Origin of the sequence: Bradyrhizobium betae, from assembly GCF_050632175.1 — a bacterium.
Lineage (GTDB): Bacteria > Pseudomonadota > Alphaproteobacteria > Rhizobiales > Xanthobacteraceae > Bradyrhizobium > Bradyrhizobium betae_B.
Window position 1 is genome coordinate 5,804,454 of the sequence record NZ_CP192576.1, and the last position, 17,386, is coordinate 5,821,839.

A 17,386-nucleotide genomic window follows, 5' to 3' on the forward strand; every position below is an offset into this window, starting at 1 on the left:
TCATGCTGACGTGCCTGCCTGGCGTTCTGAGCAAAGATGATGTGGCGGATTTCCGCCGCATCATGGACGCCAGTGATTGGGAAGACGGCCGCTCGACTGCGGGGGCGCAGTCGGCGATGGTCAAGCGCAACGAGCAACTGCCGCCGGATAGCGAGGTCGCGCGAAAACTCGGCAATCGCATCATCTCGGCGCTGACGTCGAACCCGCGCTTCATCGCGGCGGCGATACCGCTCCAGATCTTCCCGCCGCTGTTCAATCGCTACGCCGCGAGCGGTGGCCACCATTTCGGCCTGCACGTCGACAATGCGATCCGCGGCGACCGCCTGACCGGCCTTCGCATCCGCACGGACCTGTCGGTCACGCTGTTCCTCGCCGAGCCGGAGGAATACGACGGTGGCGAACTTGTGATCGAGGACACCTACGGTTCTCACGAAGTCAAGTTGCCAGCGGGCGACTGTGTGCTCTATCCCTCCACCAGCCTGCATCTCGTGACGCCGGTAACGAGGGGGGCACGGGTTGCGTCTTTCTTCTGGCTGCAGAGCATGATACGGGACGATCAAGCCCGGAGCATGATCTTTGACCTCGACACCGCGATTCAGGCGCTGGTGCAACGGCTCGGGCGCGACGATCCCGAAACGGTCAAATTGACGGGTATCTATCACAACCTCATTCGCCACTGGGCCGAAGTATGAAGATCATGTCCTTCCGAGCAAGCCTTGCCGCAGCCGTGATGCTGGCGGCCGCCTGGCTAGCATTCCCTGTTTCTGCCCAGCAACAAACTCCCCCGCGGCAGCGCCGTCATCGACGGCTCCGGCGCCCGGTCCGGCGCCTGCGGCGACTTCGCCTTCGACCGCAGCACCTGCGGCTGCCGCCCCGACGGCGGCTACGCCTGGAACTCCCCGACGGCCTCCGCACCGGCCGACGCTGCGCCGGGTGAGCCGGGCGGCCGTTCGGTGAAGTCGACCGCCCCGGCCATGAAGGAATTGTCGCCCTGGGTGATGTTCATGTCGGCCGACATCATCGTGAAGGCGGTGATGATCGGGCTCGCGTTCGCTTCGCTGACGACATGGGCCGTCCTCATCGCCAAATCGATCGAGCTGTCGGTTGCCTCCGCCAAGCTTCGTTCGGCATTGAAGAAGGTTTCGGAAGCGCGCTCGCTGGCGGAGGCGCAGATGGCGCTCGGCGCCAAGCAGGGGTGCTGCCGTCTTTCCTCGCGTCCGCGCTGCGCGAGGCGCGAATGTCGGCGGGCATCTCCAGTGATACCGGCATCAAGGAGCGCGCCGCTTCGAGCTTCTCCGAGATAGTGCGCGCCGAGGGTCGGCGCATCCGGATCGGCATGGGCGTGCTGGCGACCATCGGCTCCACGTCGCCCTTCGTCGGCCTGTTCGGCACGGTCTGGGGCATCATGAACAGCTTCATCGGCATCTCGAAGTCGCAGACCACCAATCTCGCCGTGGTCGCGCCTGGTATCGCCGAGGCACTGCTCGCCACCGCGATAGGCCTCGTCGCCGCGATCCCCGCCGTCATCATCTACAACCACTTCTCGCGCGTGACGAAGGGCTATCTCGAACTCGTCAGCCGCGCCTCGGGTGCGGCGGCGCGGCTGCTGTCGCGCGATCTCGACCGCAGCCACGGCAGCGTGCATTCGCGCGCGGCGGAGTGAGCCATGGCCGTTTCGATCACGGACAACGATGACGACGACGATTTCAACGAAACGCATGACATCAACGTCACGCCGTTCATCGACGTCATGCTGGTGCTGCTGATCATCTTCATGGTCGCGGCTCCGTTGTCGACGGTCGACCTGCCGATCGACCTGCCGACATCGACATCGACGCCGCAGAAAAAGCCCGACAAGCCGACCTATGTCAGCATCAAGCCGGATCTTTCGGTGGCGATCGGGGAGACTTTCGTCAAGCGCGTCGACCTCGTCAGTGCGCTCGACAACACGCCGGACATGAGCAGGGACAAATACATCTTCCTGCGCGCCGATCGTGCCGTGCCGTATGGCGAGCTGATGGCCGTGCTGGAGTTCCTGAACAAGGGAGGCTATTCCAAGGTCAAGCTGGTGACGTTGGAAGGTGTCCCGGGGGCAGCGCCATCGCCGGGCGCGCCGGCGGAAGCACCGAAGCCGTGACGAAGGCCCGACGCCGATGTCCGATTACGAACTGAAACCGTCTCGCAAGCTGTGGGTGTTCGCCGCAGTGTGCGCGCTCGCGCTTCATCTGGGCGGTGCCGCGCTGGCGCTGGCCTATCTGCGCGACGAGGAGCCGGATGTCATCGCGGATCCGCAAGGAATCGAGGTCGGGCTCGAGACCATGTCGCCCAATGGTGAACCCAGCGAATTGCCGCCTGGCCCTGACTCGAACGAGTCGGTGGCCTCGCCCGAGCTGACCGAGCAGAAGGCCGAGCTCAAGGAGAGCAGCCTTCCCAAGGACGTCCCGATGGAGGTCGAGGAAGCCGACCGGGCCGTGACGATGAACGAGACCAAGAAACCGGTCGAGGAGGAAACCAAGGAATCGGTTGTTCCCACGGCCGCCTCGGTGGCCTCGCCCGCGGCCGAAGCGACGGCGATGCCGACCTCCGATGCGGAAAAGAAGAGCGACCGTTCGGTGCGCATTCGCCAGGGCTGGGAAAAGGACCTGGTCGCGCATCTCGACCGGCACAAGCGCTATCCCAAGGGCCTGTTCAAGGCGGCCGAGCTCTCGGTCCGGCTGACGCTCGACCGGCTTGGCCATGTGGTCGAGGTTGCCATCGAGAAGGGCTCGGGCGATCCGGCGTTCGACGAGGCCGCCATCGGAATGGTCAGGCGCTCCGACCCCGTCCCGACCCCGCCGGCGCTTGTTGCCGACGAAGGGCTGACCTTCGTCTTGCCGGTGCTGTTCAGGAAGAACGAGAAGGGCGCCAAGGCCGAGGCCGCGGCGCGGTCGTCGTCTCACCGCCAGTAGAGTCGAATCCCGACATAGACCACGGCCAGACAAACGAAGATCAGCGCCACCGGAAGAGGCCGATTCTGGGTTCCGCTGGATGCCGCAGTCCCGAAGAAGGCCAGCTTCTTTGGTTTCGGCTTTGGTTCCGGGCGCCGGAAGGCGGTAACATTGTCCGCCGCAGGTTCGGCTGCGCGCGTCTGGACGTCGGGCGCAGCTCCCGCACCGCCCATCTCGGCATAGTAGGCCTTGTAGATCGCGCCGATGGTGGCCTCACCGGCCTCGCCCTCGCTCATCTGCGCCAGCAGGTTCTTGTAGCTCGCGAGGAACTCCTGGGCCTCCGGAGGCAGAGCGGACGACCCGTTGAGCTTCGCCATCATCTTCCAGGTGGCGAAATCGGCGCGGGCGCGGGTGTCGGCGCGTCGCGCGATCAGCATATCGGCAGCTTTGACCAAGTCGGCCTCTGGCCCTTCGGCTTGTGTGTGCGGGTGTCGCTCTTCAACTACGCATTGCCGGTCAGAAAGAGAACAGCCTGAATCACATGACCGGTCAACGTTCGCAGTATTGCTGAAATAACATCAAGATTTAGACCGAACTGCGAGCCGGCCAAAGGCAGCAGGATCAGCAGCGCGATCAGGATCATCATCCCGAACGGCTCGAGCCGTGCCAGCGGCAGGGCGAGCGGCCGGGGCAGCAGCCCGACCGCGACGCGCCCGCCGTCGAGCGGCGGGATCGGCATCATGTTGAAGACCGCCAATACCGCGTTGATGAGCAGCGCGTTCTTGAGGTTGTCGAATATCCACTGCGCAGAGCCGGCCGGTGCCAAGGGCAGGGCGTGGAGGGCAAGAGCCGCCGCGAGTGCCAGCAGGATGTTGGTGGCGGGCCCGGCCAACGCCACCCAGACCATGTCGAGCCGGGGGTTGTTAAGCTTGCGGAAATTCACCGGCACCGGCTTGGCGTAGCCGAACAGGAACGGCGAATGCGCGAACAGCAGCATCGCCGGCAGGATGACGGTACCGAACGGGTCGATGTGCTTGATTGGATTGAAGCTGACGCGGCCGAGCTGCGCGGCGGTGTTGTCCCCGAGACGGTCCGCGACAAAGGCGTGCGCGGCCTCGTGAAAGGTGATCGCGAGTACCAGCGGCAGCACCCACACGGAGAGTTCATATAAGGAAATGTTCACGTCTCGTCCGTCCCGGTTCGCTTGCGGCCTTGCAGCCAACCCGGCCGATCCGGTGGTGGGGGCAACCCGTCAGCCATGGATATGGGACACCGGTTCCGAAATCCCAAGCTGTAAATGATCCGCCAGCAGCGCCGCCGGGCGCGATAGATCGCGCGCGCGGTGGAGGCGGATGTCCGCCGACGGCAGCGGCGGCAGGCCGTCGCACAACGACAGGACGCGCAAGCGAGCGGGCAGGGTGCCGGCTTTCACGACCGTAATGGCGAGGCCCTGCGCCGCGATCGCCTCCACCGCTGCGAGCGTCCGGCTGACAAAGGCCAGCCGCCAGGGCCGGCCAGCCGCATCGAGGGCCTCCGCCGCCCATTGCCGGAACAGGCAACCCGGCGGGTATAGCGCGACGGACAGCGTGTCGTGTTGCGGCCCGGCTGGATACGACTCGGCCGCGGCCCAGACCGCTTGCTCGCTTCGTAGCAACTCGCCGCCACCGCGTCCCTTCGGGTGCATGGCGATGACGAGATCATAGGCCTCGCCGAGTCGCGCCGGCATGGTCGCGGTCAGTCCGGTCTCGATCTCGACCTGGATCTCCGGATGGTTTTGGGCAAAGCGCGCCAGCAAAGGCGGAATGACGATCGTGCCGTAATCGTCCATCACGCCGAGACGGACGACGGTTTCGTACTTGCGCGCGCGGAGCGCATCGACCGCCTTGGCATTGAGGTCGAGCAGCCGCCTGGCATAGTTGAGGAGCTCATCACCCGCCGCGGTCAGTGTCACGCCGGACCTTGTGCGCTGAAACAGCTTCGTCCCGAGCCGTTGCTCCAAACGCCTGATCTGGACGCTGACGGCCGATTGGGTCCGGTTGAGCGTCGCGGCCGCGCGCGTGAAAGAGTGATGCTCGGAGACGGCAAGGAAGGCCTTCAGCAGATCGGGATCGAGAACCGGTGCGGTCATGATGAAAACTTATCCCAGCATGACGGAAACTCCATTCCCTGTTTTGGCGCGGCTCGTATGCTGACTTCAACGAAGGGAGGAAGTGTGGGCGAAATCTCCGGCGTTCTGGCCGCCGTGCTGTCGAGTGGCCTCGGTGGCACCTCGATTGGCGCGACGCGCTATCTCGTCAGCAGTCTCGATCCGCTGGCGATCGGCTCGTTCCGGTTCGGCATCGGCTTTCTGCTGCTATTGCCGCTGACGCTGCTGCGCGGCGATCGCTGGCCGGGGCAAGGGGATCTTGCCGCCGCGATCGGGCTCGGCGTCCTGTTCTTCGCGCTGTTTCCGATCCTGTTCAATGCGTCGCTGATCTTCACGACCGCCGCGCGCGGCGCGCTCGCTTTGTCGACCCTGCCGCTGTTGTCGCTGGTGATCGGGGCCGCGCTCGGCGCTGAAGCACTGACCTGGCGCAAATCGATCGGCGTCGTGATCGCGACGTTGGGCGTTGCCGTTGCTCTGCTCTCCGACCTGACCTCGGCCCCGCTGGGCGCCTGGCGCGGCGATCTCTTGATGATGGCGGCGGCGCTGTGCATGGCGCTCTACGGCATCTGGTCAAAGCCGTTGATCGGGCGCTCCAGCCCGATTGCATTTACGACGATGAGCATGGCCGCGGGCGCGGTTTGCCTCATCCTTCTCTCATACGTTCGCGGCAGCTTTGCGCCGGTTTCCGGCTTCGACGCACCGCAATGGCTGGCGACTCTCTATCTCGGCGCCTTCGGGGCGGCGCTGACCTTCTATCTCTGGGCCTTCGCGCTGGAGCGGACGACGCCGACGCGCGTCGCGATCTCGGTGACGGTCAACCCGATCACGGCCTCGCTGGTCGGGGCCTGGCTGCTGAACGAGCCGTTGCGCTGGAATCTGGCGGCTGGCATCGTCGCAGTGTTCGCCGGGATCTGGATCGCGACGACAACAGGCCGGCGTACGGAGGCGGCGTCAGGCCAGGCCTGACGTCACGCGGAGACCGTCGTCACCTCAATAGGTCGCGCGCCCGCCCGAGATGTCGAAGACGGCGCCGGTCGAGAACGCGCAGTCTTCCGACGCGAGCCAGCTGACCATTGCCGCGAGCTCTTCCACCAGCACGAAGCGGCCTTTCGGGATCTTCGACAGCATGAAGTCGATATGCTGCTGCGTCATCTGGTCGAAGATCGCGGTCTTCGCGGCGGCCGGCGTCACGGCGTTGACGAGAATGTCGTGGGCCGCGAGCTCCTTCCCGAGCGACTTCGTCAGCGCGATCAGGCCGGCCTTTGAGGCCGAGTAGTGCGCGGCGTTGGGATTGCCTTCCTTGCCGGCGATCGAGGCGATGTTCACGATCCGCCCGTATTTCTGCGCGAGCATCGCCGGCACGATCGCCTTGCAGACGATGAAGGGGCCGTCGAGGTTGATGCGCAGCACCTTGCGCCATTCCTCCAGCTCGGTCTCCCAGACCGGCTTGTTGACGCCGGCGATGCCGGCATTGTTGACGAGGATGTCGATCTTGCCGAAGGCCTTGAGCGTTCCATCGCGGGCCTGCTCGACGGCCGCGGTGTCGGTGACGTCGACCTTGAAGACCTTGGTCTCGCCGCCGATCTCTTTGGCGGTCTTCTCGGCCAGACCTGAGTCAAAGTCCCAGATCGCGACCCTGGCGCCGGAGGCGACAAAGCGCTCGGTGATGGCACGGCCAAAGCCCTGCGCGCCGCCGGTGACGATTGCGACGCGGCCGTTGAGATCGATCTTGTTCATGCTGGCAGCCTCTGGCGTCAGAGCATGTAGCCGCCGTCGACGACGAGGTCGACGCCGGTGGTGAAGGCGCTTTCGTCGCTGCCGAGATAGACCGCCATGGACGCGATCTCGTCGGCGGTGCCGAGCCGGCCCATCTTCTGGCGGGAGATGAACATCTCCTTGCCCTGCGGGCCCTGCGCTGCGGCGCGGTCGAGCATCGAGGGGGTCTCGACGGTGCCGGGGCAGATGCTGTTGCAGCGGATGCCCTTGGTGATGAAGTCGAGCGCGACCGCGCGGGTCAGCAGCGACACCGCGGCCTTCGACGCGCTGTAGACGTAACGGTTCGCCGGCGGCCGCAGCGCGGCGCAGGACGAGATGTTGACGATGCTGCCGCCGCCGCCCGCCAGCATGTCGGGCAGGAACGCCCTGATGGTCCGGTGCATCGACTTGACGTTGAGGTCGAACGAGAAGTCGAAATCTTCTTCCGAGCACTCCAGAATGGTGCCGTGATGCACGAAGCCGGCCGCGTTGAGCAGAATATCGACCTTGCCGATGCGCTTGGCAAAGGCGTTGACGTCGGCGGTGTTGCGGACGTCGAGTTTTGCGACCTCGGCGATGCCTTCCCTGGTCAGGCCCGCGATGCCGGCTTCGTTGATGTCGGTGGCGATGACGGTCGCGCCTTCACGCGCGAATGCGAGAGCGCAGGCGCGCCCGATACCAGCTGCCGCAGCGGTGATGACGGCGCGTTTTCCCTTGAGGCGGTCTGCCATTTTGTTGGTCTCCTTTTGAAAGGTCTATCCGATCGTCATTGCGAGCGCAGCGAAGCAATCCAGAATCGTGCCGCTGAGGCAGTCTGGATTGCTTCGTCGCTTCAGTGCAAAATTGCTCCGCAATTTTGTCACGAGCTCCTCGCAATGACGGCGTGGTTGTCAGTGATTATCCCGCGCCACACCGAACGTGCCGGCGACGTTCTGATAGCGCGTGGCGAGCTCCATGCAGGCGCCGGTCGATTGCTGGCCGACGGTGTTGCGATAGATCTCCTGCCACGGCGTCTGGTTCGCCGGATGCTTGAAGCCGCCATTGGCCATCAGATCGGCGTGGCGCTTCTTCAGCTCCTCGTCCGAGATCAGGATGTTGGCGCTGCCCTTGTTGAGGTCGATACGCACCTTGTCGCCGGTCTTGAGGATCGCAAGGCCGCCATTGGCGGCGGCTTCCGGCGAGGCGTTCAGGATCGAGGGCGAGCCGGAGGTGCCGGACTGGCGGCCGTCGCCGATGCATGGCAGCGCGAGAATGCCGCGTTTGATCAGCGCCGCCGGCGGCTGCATGTTCACGACCTCGGCGCCGCCGGGATAGCCGATCGGTCCGGTGCCGCGGACGAACAGCATGCAATGCTCGTCGATGTCGAGCGAAGCGTCGTCGATCCGCGCGTGATAATCCTCCGGTCCCTCGAACACGATGGCGCGGCCCTCGAAGGCATTCGGGTCCTTCGGGTTGCTGAGATAGCGGTCGCGGAATTCCTTGGAGATCACGCTGGTCTTCATGATCGCGGAATCGAACAGATTGCCCTTCAGCACCAGGAAGCCGGCGTCCTTCACCAGCGGCTTGTCATAGGCCCAGATCACGTCGTTGTCGGGCTTCGGCGCGTCCTTGCAGTTCTCGCCGATGCCGCGGCCATTCACCGTGACCGCGTCCTCATGGATGCGCTTGTGCTTCATCAGCTCGCGCACCACGGCCGGCACGCCGCCGGCGCGGTGGAATTCCTCGCCGAGATAGAAGCCGGCCGGCTGCATGTTGACCAGCAGCGGCACATCGTGGCCGACCTTCTGCCAGTCCTCGATCGACAGCTCGACGCCGATGTGGCGGGCCAGCGCGTTGATGTGGATCGGCGCGTTGGTCGAACCGCCGATCGCCGAGTTGATGACGATGCAGTTCTCGAACGCCTTGCGGGTCAGGATGTCCGAAGGCTTGAGGTCTTCCCACACCATCTCGACGGCGCGTTTTCCCGTCTCGTAAGCGATCTGGCCGCGCTCGCGATAGGGCGCGGGTATTGCGGCGCAGCCCGGCAGCGAGAAGCCGAGCGCTTCGGCGAGGCCGTTCATGGTCGACGCCGTGCCCATGGTGTTGCAATGGCCGACCGAGGGCGCCGAGGACGCCACGATCTCCATGAACTCCTCATAGTCGATCTCGCCGGCGGCGAGCCGCTCGCGCGACTTCCAGACGATGGTGCCCGAGCCAGTGCGCTCGCCGGCGTGCCAGCCGTTCAGCATCGGGCCGCCCGACAGCACGATCGCGGGCAGGTTCACGGTCGCCGCCGCCATCATGCAGGCGGGCGTGGTCTTGTCGCAGCCGGTGGTCAGCACCACGCCGTCGAGCGGATAGCCGTAGAGGATCTCGACCAGGCCGAGATAGGCGAGGTTGCGGTCGAGCGCCGCGGTCGGGCGCTTGCCCGTCTCCTGGATCGGATGGGTCGGGAATTCCATCGCGATGCCGCCGGCCTCGCGAATGCCTTCGCGCACCCGATGCGCCAGCTCGATATGGTGACGGTTGCACGGCGAGAGGTCGTTGCCGGTCTGGGCAATGCCGATGATCGGCTTGCCGGACTGCAGCTCGGCGCGGGTGAGGCCGTAATTCAGATAACGCTCCATATAGAGCGCGGTCATGCCCGGATTATGCGGGTTGTTGAACCATTCCTGGGAGCGGAGGTGGCGGCGAGCGCCGTTGCTGGCGGGCGCATGCCCATTGGTTGGGTTTTTTGTCATTGGTTTCTCCTGCAATGCAAACGCACTGGCGTCGGGGGGCTCAGCTTCAGCTTGTGCGATGCCCAACGGCGCGATCGATGGTTCAAAGGCCCGTTAGCGGGTCATTTCCTCACAATTTCGATACTAATCACCGCCACTTGGTAACGCTATCATTTTGTTCGCGGTGCCCGCACCTGATGCGGCGGGCCTGCTGTCCGAACGCCGCGCCGCTGAGCTTTGTCGCTCGATCACCTTGAAGCCGAGATCGAGCACGGGTCGTTCCGGGCGCCGTCCCTCGATTGCCTCGATCAGCATGGTGGCCGCTGTGTTGCCCATCTCGTAGCGGTTGGTGCGCACGCTGGTGAGGGTGGGGACCGCAGAGGCCATGAACTCGAGGTCGTTGAAGCCGACGATCGCGATCTGTTCGGGGATCGCGATCTCCCGCCGCCGGCATTCGAAGAGAACGCCGAGCGCGAGGTCGTCATTGGCGCAGAACACCGCATCGATGCCGGGCTCGCGTCCGAGAAGATCGGCGAAGAGGGTGCAGCCGAGCGTCACCGAGGTCGGCGTCGCCGTGGTGACCACGAGGCGCTGTTCGAACAGGCCTGCTTCCTTCATGGCCGAGACATACCCCTCCAGGCGCCGCTGCACCCGCGGGTCCATGCGCGCGCCGACAAAGCCGATCTTGCGGTGGCCCTGCGCGAACAGGTGCGTAATCGCTGCGCTCGCTGCATCATGGTGCGAAAAGCCGATCATCATGTCGACCGGATCGGGCCCGATCTCCATGATCTGCACGATCGGACAGTCGGCAGCCTCCAGCATCGCGCGCGATTCCGCGGTCTGGTCGATGCCGGTGACGATCAATCCGGCCGGCTTCTGCGCCAGAAACAGGCGCAGCAGCTTCTCCTCCTGGAGAATACTATAACGTGTGTTGGACAACTGGATCGAGTACCGGCTGCCTTCGGAGGCGTCATAGATGCCGCGCAGCACGTCGGAGAATACGTTGTTGGTCAGCGACGGAATCAGGACACCGATCACCTCGGTGCGTTGCGAGGCCAGCGCGCGTGCCGCGAGGTTCGGCACGTAGCCAAGCTCCCTGGCGGCGCTCTCGACCCGCGTCCGCTTGGCCACCGACAGCGCCTCCGGATTACGGAAGAAGCGCGACGCCGTGATCGGGCTGACGCCGGCAAGCTCGGCGACTTCCGCCAGCCGGATTTTGCCTGACTTGGTGCGTTTTCGACCCATTTGCTGCTCTTAACACAGTCACTCCCGCAAACAAAGGAACGTTGACAGCGCTACCAGCAGCGACTAACCAAAGACAAATTGCCAAAACCGCACAAACTGCCGACAATGTCGCTCGCCAAGATCGGGCTTCGGTTGGTGAAGTCTGAAAAAACAAGACGGTCGCGGCGCTCAAGGCGTCGTGGACTTTCGAGGAGGGAGCTAGATGTCGTCTGTGCAAATCCGCGACGTGCGGAAATCGTTCGGCAATTTTGAAGTCCTGCACGGCGTCTCGATTCCGATCGAGGATGGCCAGTTCGTCGTTCTGGTTGGTCCCTCCGGCTGCGGCAAGTCGACGCTTCTGCGCATGCTCGCAGGCCTCGAGAACATTACCTCCGGCACGATCTCGATCGGCGACCGCGTCGTCAACAATGTCCAGCCCAAGGAGCGGGACATTGCGATGGTGTTCCAGAACTACGCGCTCTATCCGCACATGACCGTGGCCGAGAACATGGGCTTCTCGCTGAAACTGCGGAACGCGGGCTCCGACGAGATCAACAAGCGCGTCAAGCGCGCCGCCGAAATTCTCGCGCTGGGGCCGTTGCTCGAGCGCTATCCGCGCCAGCTTTCCGGCGGCCAGCGCCAGCGCGTCGCCATGGGCCGCGCCATCGTGCGCGATCCCCAGGTCTTCCTGTTCGACGAGCCCTTGTCGAACCTCGACGCCAAGCTGCGCGTCGCCATGCGCACCGAGATCAAGGAGCTGCATCAGCGGCTGAAGACCACGACCGTCTACGTCACCCACGACCAGATCGAGGCCATGACCATGGCCGACAAGATCGTCGTCATGCATGACGGCATCGTCGAGCAGATGGGCACGCCGCTCGAGCTCTACGACAAGCCCGACAACCAGTTCGTCGCCGGCTTCATCGGCTCGCCCGCCATGAATTTCCTCAAGGGGCATGTGCGCGTCAATGGCGTTGCAACCTTCGAAGGGCCGAACGGCGTCAAGCTGCCGCTCAAGAACGCGCCGGCCGCGTCCGACGGCCGCCCGGCCGTCTATGGTGTGCGGCCCGAGCATTTCACCATCGCCGACGACGGCGCCGATGCCGAGATCATCGTGGTCGAGCCGACCGGCTCGGAGACGCAGGTGTTCGCCAAGGTCGGTGGCGAGCAGGTCGTCGCGGTCTTCCGCGAGCGGCACCAGTTCAATCCGGGCGACAAGGTCAAGCTGAAGCCTGACCCGTCGCTGGTTCACTTGTTCGACGAGGCGACGGGCAAACGCATGTAGCGACGCCGAACTGCCGAAGAACTGCCCAAGAACTACACAACATAAATATAAAATCTTAGGGAGAGAACGATGAGCAATTTCGACAGGCGAAGTGTGCTTAAAGCTGGCCTGGGCGGCGCAGCCTTGCTCGCCGGCCCGGGCATCGTCCCGGTCCGCGCGGCCGAGTGGACCAACACGCCGGAGCCGAATGCGTCGATCCGCGTGCTGCGCTGGAAGCAGTTCATCCAGGCCGAGTTCGACAAGTTTGCCGAGCAGACCAAGAAGTTCTCCGAGAAGACCGGTGTCAAGGTCAAGCTCGAAGCCGAGAGCTGGGAAGACATCCGTCCCAAGGCTGCGGTCGCCGCCAATGTCGGCGCCGGTCCCGACCTGATCATCGGCACGCTCGATGATCCCCACAAATTCCCGGAAAAGCTGATCGACATGACTGACATCGCCGATTATCTCGGCAAGCAGTATGGCGGCTGGTATCCGGTCGCCGAACGCTACGGCAAGAAGGGCAACAGCTGGATCGCCATCCCGCAGGGCGCGACCGGCGGCTGCCTGAACTACCGCGTCAGCCACATGAAGGCTGCCGGCTTCGAGGAATTCCCCAAGGACACCGCCGGCTTCCTCAAGCTCTGCCAGGCCTTGAAGAAGAACAACACGCCCGCCGGCTTCGCGCTCGGCCATGCCACCGGCGATGCCAATGGCTGGTGCCAGTGGGCGCTGTGGGCGTTCGGCGGCAAGGTCGTCAACGACAAGAACGAGGTCGTGATCGACTCGCCCGAGACGATCGCCGCGCTCGAATACGTCAAGCAGCTGTACGAAACCTTCATCCCCGGCGTGCTGTCGTGGAACGACTCGAACAACAACAAGGCGTTCCTCAACGGCGAACTCAGCCTGACCCTGAACGGCATCTCGATCTGGACCGTCGGCAAGAACTCCACCGATCCGAAGCAGCAGGAGATCGCCAAGGACATGAACCACGCGGCGATGCCGATCGGCCCGGTCGGTGTGCCGACCGAGCAGCAGAACGTGCTGGTCTACTACGGTTACAAGCACTCGAAGTATCCGAAGGCGGTCAAGGAATACATCAAGTTCATGATGGACAAGGAGAACTACGACGCCTGGGAGGTTTCCTCGAACGGCTACGTTTCGCCGCCGCTGCCCGCCTACAACGAAAACCCGGTCTGGACGTCGGATCCGAAGATCACGCCGTTCCGCGATTGCCTGAAGCGTAGCCGCGACAACGGTTTTGCCGGCGACCTCGGTTATGCCTCCGCTGCCGTGATGGGCGACTTCGTCGTCGTCGACATGTTCGCGGAAGCAGCCTCCGGCTCGGCGACGCCGAAGCAGGCGGCCGCGCGCGCCGCCGAGCGGGCCAAGCGCTACTATCAGGTCTGATCAGGTCCAATCCGCGCGGCGTCCGGTTCGCCGGACGCCGTGACTATTCGTCGAGAGGAATCCGACATGGCAGTCATGGCCGAGCCCGTTGTCGCGCCTGCAAGGCGCAGCAGCCTGTGGAGCAGAGCATTCGAGAGCCGGCATTTTCTCGGCGCGATGTTCATGGTGCCGGCTATCGCGATTCTCATCCTGTTTCTGGCTTACCCGCTGGCGCTGGGCTTCTGGCTCGGCATGACCGACACCAAGATCGGCGGGGCCGGGCGCTACATCGGCTTCCAGAACTTCGTCTCGCTGTCGAAGGACTCGGTGTTCTGGCTGTCGGTGTTCAACACCATCTTCTATACGGTCGCCGCGAGCGCCGTGAAATTCGCCATCGGGCTTTACCTGGCGCTGCTGCTCAACGAGCGGCTGCCGTTCAAGTCGATGGTCCGGGCCATCGTGCTGTTGCCGTTCGTGGTGCCGACGGTGCTCTCGGCGATCGCGTTCTGGTGGATCTACGACAGCCAGTTCTCGATCATCTCCTGGGTGCTGATCAAAGCCGGCCTGATCACGCGCTACATCGACTTCCTCGGCGATCCCTGGAATGCGCGCTGGTCGGTCGTCGCCGCCAATATCTGGCGCGGCGTCCCGTTCGTGGCGATCACGCTGCTGGCGGGCTTGCAGACCATCTCGCCATCGCTCTATGAGGCCGCCAATCTCGACGGCGCCACCAACATGCAGCGCTTCCGCCACATCACGCTGCCGATGCTATCGCCGATCATCGCGGTCGTGATGACGTTCTCGGTGCTGATGACCTTCACCGACTTCCAGCTGATCTACACCATCACGCGAGGCGGGCCGATCAATTCCACGCATCTGATGGCCACGCTGTCGTTCCAGCGCGCCATTACCGGCGGCAATCTCGGCGAGGGCGCAGCGATCTCGAATGCGATGATCCCGTTCCTGGTCGCGGCAATTCTGTTGAGCTTCTTCGGACTTCAGCGCTCCCGCTGGCAGCAGGGCGGAAGGGACTGACCATGAGCACCGCGGACGACCAAAGCGTCGGTATGGACTACCTCCGAGAGCTTCCCGCGGAAGTTCTTGCGCGTCTACCTGCCGCTCGGCCTGATCATCTTCTTCCTGCTGTTCCCGTTCTACTGGATGGCGATCGCGACGTTCAAGCCGGACGCGGAGATGTACGACTACGAGAAGTACAATCCGTTCTGGATCGTCCATCCGACGCTGGAGCACATCAAGAAGCTGTTCTTCGACACCGACTATCCGCTGTGGATGTGGAACACGGTGATCGTCTCGGTGTCCTCCACCTTCATCTCGCTGTTCGCCAGCGTCTGCGCCGCCTATGCGATCGAGCGCCTCCGCTACAAAGGCTCGCGCTATGTCGGTCTTGCGATCTTCCTCGGCTATCTCGTGCCGCCCTCGATCCTGTTCATTCCGCTGGCGGCGATCGTGTTCCAGCTCGGGCTGTTCGACGGTAATCTGGCGCTGATCCTGACCTATCCGACCTTCCTGATCCCGTTCTGCACCTGGCTGCTGATGGGCTATTTCCGCACGATCCCCTATGAGCTGGAGGAGTGCGCGCTGATCGATGGGGCGACGCGGCTCCAGATCCTGATGAAGATCACGCTGCCGCTGTCGCTCCCGGGGGTGATTTCGGCGGGCATCTTCGCCTTCACGTTGTCCTGGAACGAGTTCATCTACGCGCTGACCTTCATCTCCTCGTCGGAGAACAAGACCATCCCGGTCGGCGCCATCACCGAGCTCGTCAACGGCGACGTCTACCATTGGGGCGCGCTAATGGCGGCGGCCCTGACCGGCTCGGTCCCCGTAGTTATCCTTTATTCCTTCTTCGTGGAGTATTATGTGTCGGCCATGACTGGCGCCGTGAAGGAATGATCGCGGTGCCTGCCTTGAGAGCGCCTCTCGCCTGATGCGCTCCGACAACAAGAAGGAGTAGGCTCTTGCACATTCTGGTTCTGGGCGCCGCCGGCATGGTCGGCCGCAAATTGGTTGAACGGCTGTTGCGCGACGGCCGGCTCGGCAAGAGCGACATCACCAGATTGACCATGCATGACGTGGTCGAGCCCAAAAAGCCGGAGAAGGCTGGTTTCCCCGTCGAGACCGTGTCGGGCGACTTTGCCGTGCCGGGCGCTGCCGAAAAGCTGATTGCCGGCCGCCCGGACGTGATCTTCCATCTCGCCGCGATCGTCTCGGGCGAGGCCGAGCTCGATTTCGACAAAGGCTACCGCATCAATCTCGATGGCACGCGGATGCTGCTCGACGCCGTCCGCCTTGTCGGCGGCGGCTACAAGCCCCGCGTGGTGTTCACGTCCTCGATCGCGGTGTTCGGCGCGCCGTTCCCCGACGCGATCGGCGACGAGTTCTTCCACACGCCGTTGCTCAGCTACGGCACCCAGAAGGCGATCGGCGAACTCCTGCTCGCCGACTATTCGCGCCGCGGCTTCCTCGACGGCATCGGCATCCGCCTGCCGACCATCTGCATCCGGCCCGGCCTGCCCAACAAGGCGGCATCGGGCTTCTTCTCAAACATCCTGCGCGAGCCGTTGGCCGGCAAGGAAGCGATCCTCCCGGTGTCCGAGGACGTCCGCCACTGGCACGCCACGCCGCGCTCGGCCGTCGGTTTCCTGCTCCATGCCGGCACCATGGACCTCGCCAAGGTCGGTCCGCGCCGCAATTTGACCATGCCGGGCTTCTCGGCCACGGTCGGCGAGCAGATCGCGGCGCTCAGGCGGGTGGCCGGCGACAAGGTGGCCGCGCGCATCAAGCACCAGCCCGATCCCTTCATCGTCGGCATCGTCGGCGGCTGGCCGCGCAATTTCGAGGCAAAGCGGGCGCGCGAGCTCGGCTTCACCACGGAAGAGAAGACCTTCGACGACATCATCCGCATTCACATCGAAGACGAACTCGGCGGCAACTTCGTCGCCTGATCCAACCGATGAACAGCTTGGATATGACGATGGCGAGCGTTGCTTGCATCGGCGAGTGCATGGTCGAGCTTCGGCAGGCCCAGGGAGGACATGCCTCGGGACACTCCACCGGGCACGCTGCCGGGCAGGGCGGCGGGCTGTACTCGCGCGGCTTCGGCGGGGATACGCTCAACACCGCAGTGTATCTGGCGCGGCTCGAGGTCAAGGTCGACTATCTCACCGCGCTCGGCGATGACGCCTTGAGCGACGAGATGATCGCGGCCTGGACCGCCGAGAGCGTCGGCACCAGGCGCGTCGTGCGGTTGCCGGGCAAGCTGCCCGGCCTCTACATGATCCAGACGGATGCGAACGGCGAGCGTCAGTTCTTCCACTGGCGCGACAGCGCGGCGGCGCGGCAGTTGATGAACCTGCCGGAGACGGACGAGCTGCTCAACTCGCTGATGAGCTACGACATCATCTATCTCTCGGCGATCACGCTCTCGATCTACGACGCGGCGGGGCGCGATCGTCTGTTCGCGGCGATCAAGCGGGCGCGGCTGCTCGGCACCCGCTTCGTGTTCGACACCAATTTTCGCGCACGCGGCTGGCCCGATCGCGACGTCGCCCGCGAGGTCTTTGCCGCGGCCTTCGCGGCTGCCGACATCGTGCTGACCTCGACCGAGGATCTGCTCGCGCTCTATCCCGGCGAGAGCCGGGAGCAACTGATGGCACGGATCCCGAGCCCGGAGCTGGTGTTCCGGCTCGCCGAACCCGTGAGCCTGCTGCGCTTCCCCGGGACTACCTACGAAGTCCGCGCCGAGCCCATGACCAAGCCGGTGGTCGACACCACCGCCGCCGGCGACAGCTTCGCGGCGGCCTATATCGCGGCACGGCTCGCCGGCTCCGATCCGGTCGAGGCGGCCCGGGCCGGGCATCGTCTCGCCAGCCTCGTGATCTGCTATGCCGGCGCCATCATTCCGGGCTATGCCATGCCGCCGAAGAAGCGGCACCGGCCGGCGACGACGCGTCAGGCCACCACGTGA

General features: G+C 64.4%; 16 protein-coding genes and 2 pseudogenes. 11 read left to right on the top strand and 7 right to left on the bottom strand.

The window, feature by feature from the left end:
• The first annotated feature begins 2 nt into the window (after positions 1-2).
• From ACQ86E_RS27810 to ACQ86E_RS27825, 4 genes and pseudogenes are all read left to right on the top strand, one after another.
• On the top strand, positions 3-692 hold the full coding sequence (locus ACQ86E_RS27810) for a Fe2+-dependent dioxygenase (protein ID WP_431202702.1): 690 nt from the start codon (positions 3-5) through the stop codon (positions 690-692).
• Positions 689-1,663, top strand: a pseudogene (gene exbB / locus ACQ86E_RS27815) (tonB-system energizer ExbB). The gene ACQ86E_RS27810 and the pseudogene exbB overlap by 4 nt, the downstream one beginning before the upstream one ends.
• A 3-nt stretch (positions 1,664-1,666) precedes the next feature.
• Complete coding sequence (exbD, locus tag ACQ86E_RS27820; protein ID WP_431202703.1) at positions 1,667-2,137, top strand: TonB system transport protein ExbD; 471 nt, start codon at positions 1,667-1,669, stop codon at positions 2,135-2,137.
• Positions 2,138-2,153: 16 nt separating this feature from the next.
• The gene (locus ACQ86E_RS27825; protein ID WP_431202704.1) at positions 2,154-2,948 is read left to right on the top strand and encodes a TonB family protein; all 795 of its coding nucleotides are present in this window, start codon (positions 2,154-2,156) and stop codon (positions 2,946-2,948) included.
• On the opposite strand, the gene ACQ86E_RS27830 is transcribed toward ACQ86E_RS27825, so the two are convergent.
• The 3 genes from ACQ86E_RS27830 to ACQ86E_RS27840 form a co-directional block, all read right to left on the bottom strand.
• Complete coding sequence (locus ACQ86E_RS27830; RefSeq protein WP_431206577.1) at positions 2,936-3,364, bottom strand: hypothetical protein; 429 nt, start codon at positions 3,362-3,364, stop codon at positions 2,936-2,938. The genes ACQ86E_RS27825 and ACQ86E_RS27830 overlap by 13 nt on opposite strands.
• Before the next feature lie 65 nt (positions 3,365-3,429).
• Positions 3,430-4,110 (bottom strand): site-2 protease family protein, encoded by a 681-nt coding sequence (locus ACQ86E_RS27835; protein ID WP_431202705.1) that lies wholly within the window; start codon positions 4,108-4,110, stop codon positions 3,430-3,432.
• A gap of 69 nt (positions 4,111-4,179) precedes the next feature.
• Positions 4,180-5,055: a LysR family transcriptional regulator gene (locus tag ACQ86E_RS27840; RefSeq protein WP_431202706.1), complete on the bottom strand. Its 876-nt coding sequence runs from the start codon at positions 5,053-5,055 to the stop codon at positions 4,180-4,182.
• Positions 5,056-5,139: 84 nt separating this feature from the next.
• Here ACQ86E_RS27840 and ACQ86E_RS27845 point away from each other — a divergent pair, with 84 nt between their 5' ends.
• Positions 5,140-6,039 carry a DMT family transporter gene (locus tag ACQ86E_RS27845; protein WP_431202707.1) on the top strand — a complete coding sequence of 300 codons (900 nt, stop codon included), beginning with the start codon at positions 5,140-5,142 and terminating at the stop codon, positions 6,037-6,039.
• A gap of 24 nt (positions 6,040-6,063) precedes the next feature.
• On the opposite strand, the gene ACQ86E_RS27850 is transcribed toward ACQ86E_RS27845, so the two are convergent.
• From ACQ86E_RS27850 to ACQ86E_RS27865, 4 genes are all read right to left on the bottom strand, one after another.
• Positions 6,064-6,810: an SDR family NAD(P)-dependent oxidoreductase gene (locus tag ACQ86E_RS27850; protein WP_431202708.1), complete on the bottom strand. Its 747-nt coding sequence runs from the start codon at positions 6,808-6,810 to the stop codon at positions 6,064-6,066.
• Between the two features lie 17 nt (positions 6,811-6,827).
• Entirely contained in the window at positions 6,828-7,559 is a 732-nt protein-coding gene (locus ACQ86E_RS27855) for an SDR family oxidoreductase (protein ID WP_431202709.1), read from the bottom strand.
• Between the two features lie 159 nt (positions 7,560-7,718).
• Positions 7,719-9,548 carry an IlvD/Edd family dehydratase gene (locus ACQ86E_RS27860; RefSeq protein WP_431202710.1) on the bottom strand — a complete coding sequence of 610 codons (1,830 nt, stop codon included), beginning with the start codon at positions 9,546-9,548 and terminating at the stop codon, positions 7,719-7,721.
• A gap of 123 nt (positions 9,549-9,671) precedes the next feature.
• Entirely contained in the window at positions 9,672-10,772 is a 1,101-nt protein-coding gene (locus tag ACQ86E_RS27865) for a LacI family DNA-binding transcriptional regulator (protein WP_431202711.1), read from the bottom strand.
• Between the two features lie 202 nt (positions 10,773-10,974).
• Between ACQ86E_RS27865 and ACQ86E_RS27870 the strand changes: the two genes are divergently transcribed.
• From ACQ86E_RS27870 to ACQ86E_RS27895, 6 genes and pseudogenes are all read left to right on the top strand, one after another.
• Positions 10,975-12,036, top strand: a complete 1,062-nt coding sequence (locus ACQ86E_RS27870) for an ABC transporter ATP-binding protein (protein ID WP_375309525.1) — start codon at positions 10,975-10,977, stop codon at positions 12,034-12,036.
• A gap of 69 nt (positions 12,037-12,105) precedes the next feature.
• A complete protein-coding gene (locus ACQ86E_RS27875; protein WP_431202712.1) occupies positions 12,106-13,419 on the top strand; it encodes an ABC transporter substrate-binding protein in 1,314 nt (437 codons plus the stop codon).
• A gap of 66 nt (positions 13,420-13,485) precedes the next feature.
• Positions 13,486-14,433 carry a carbohydrate ABC transporter permease gene (locus ACQ86E_RS27880; RefSeq protein WP_151642203.1) on the top strand — a complete coding sequence of 316 codons (948 nt, stop codon included), beginning with the start codon at positions 13,486-13,488 and terminating at the stop codon, positions 14,431-14,433.
• 2 nt (positions 14,434-14,435) lie between these two features.
• Positions 14,436-15,312: pseudogene (locus ACQ86E_RS27885) on the top strand (carbohydrate ABC transporter permease).
• Between the two features lie 65 nt (positions 15,313-15,377).
• Entirely contained in the window at positions 15,378-16,364 is a 987-nt protein-coding gene (gene denD / locus ACQ86E_RS27890) for a D-erythronate dehydrogenase (RefSeq protein WP_431202713.1), read from the top strand.
• A 29-nt stretch (positions 16,365-16,393) separates the two neighbouring features.
• A complete protein-coding gene (locus ACQ86E_RS27895; RefSeq protein WP_431202714.1) occupies positions 16,394-17,386 on the top strand; it encodes a sugar kinase in 993 nt (330 codons plus the stop codon).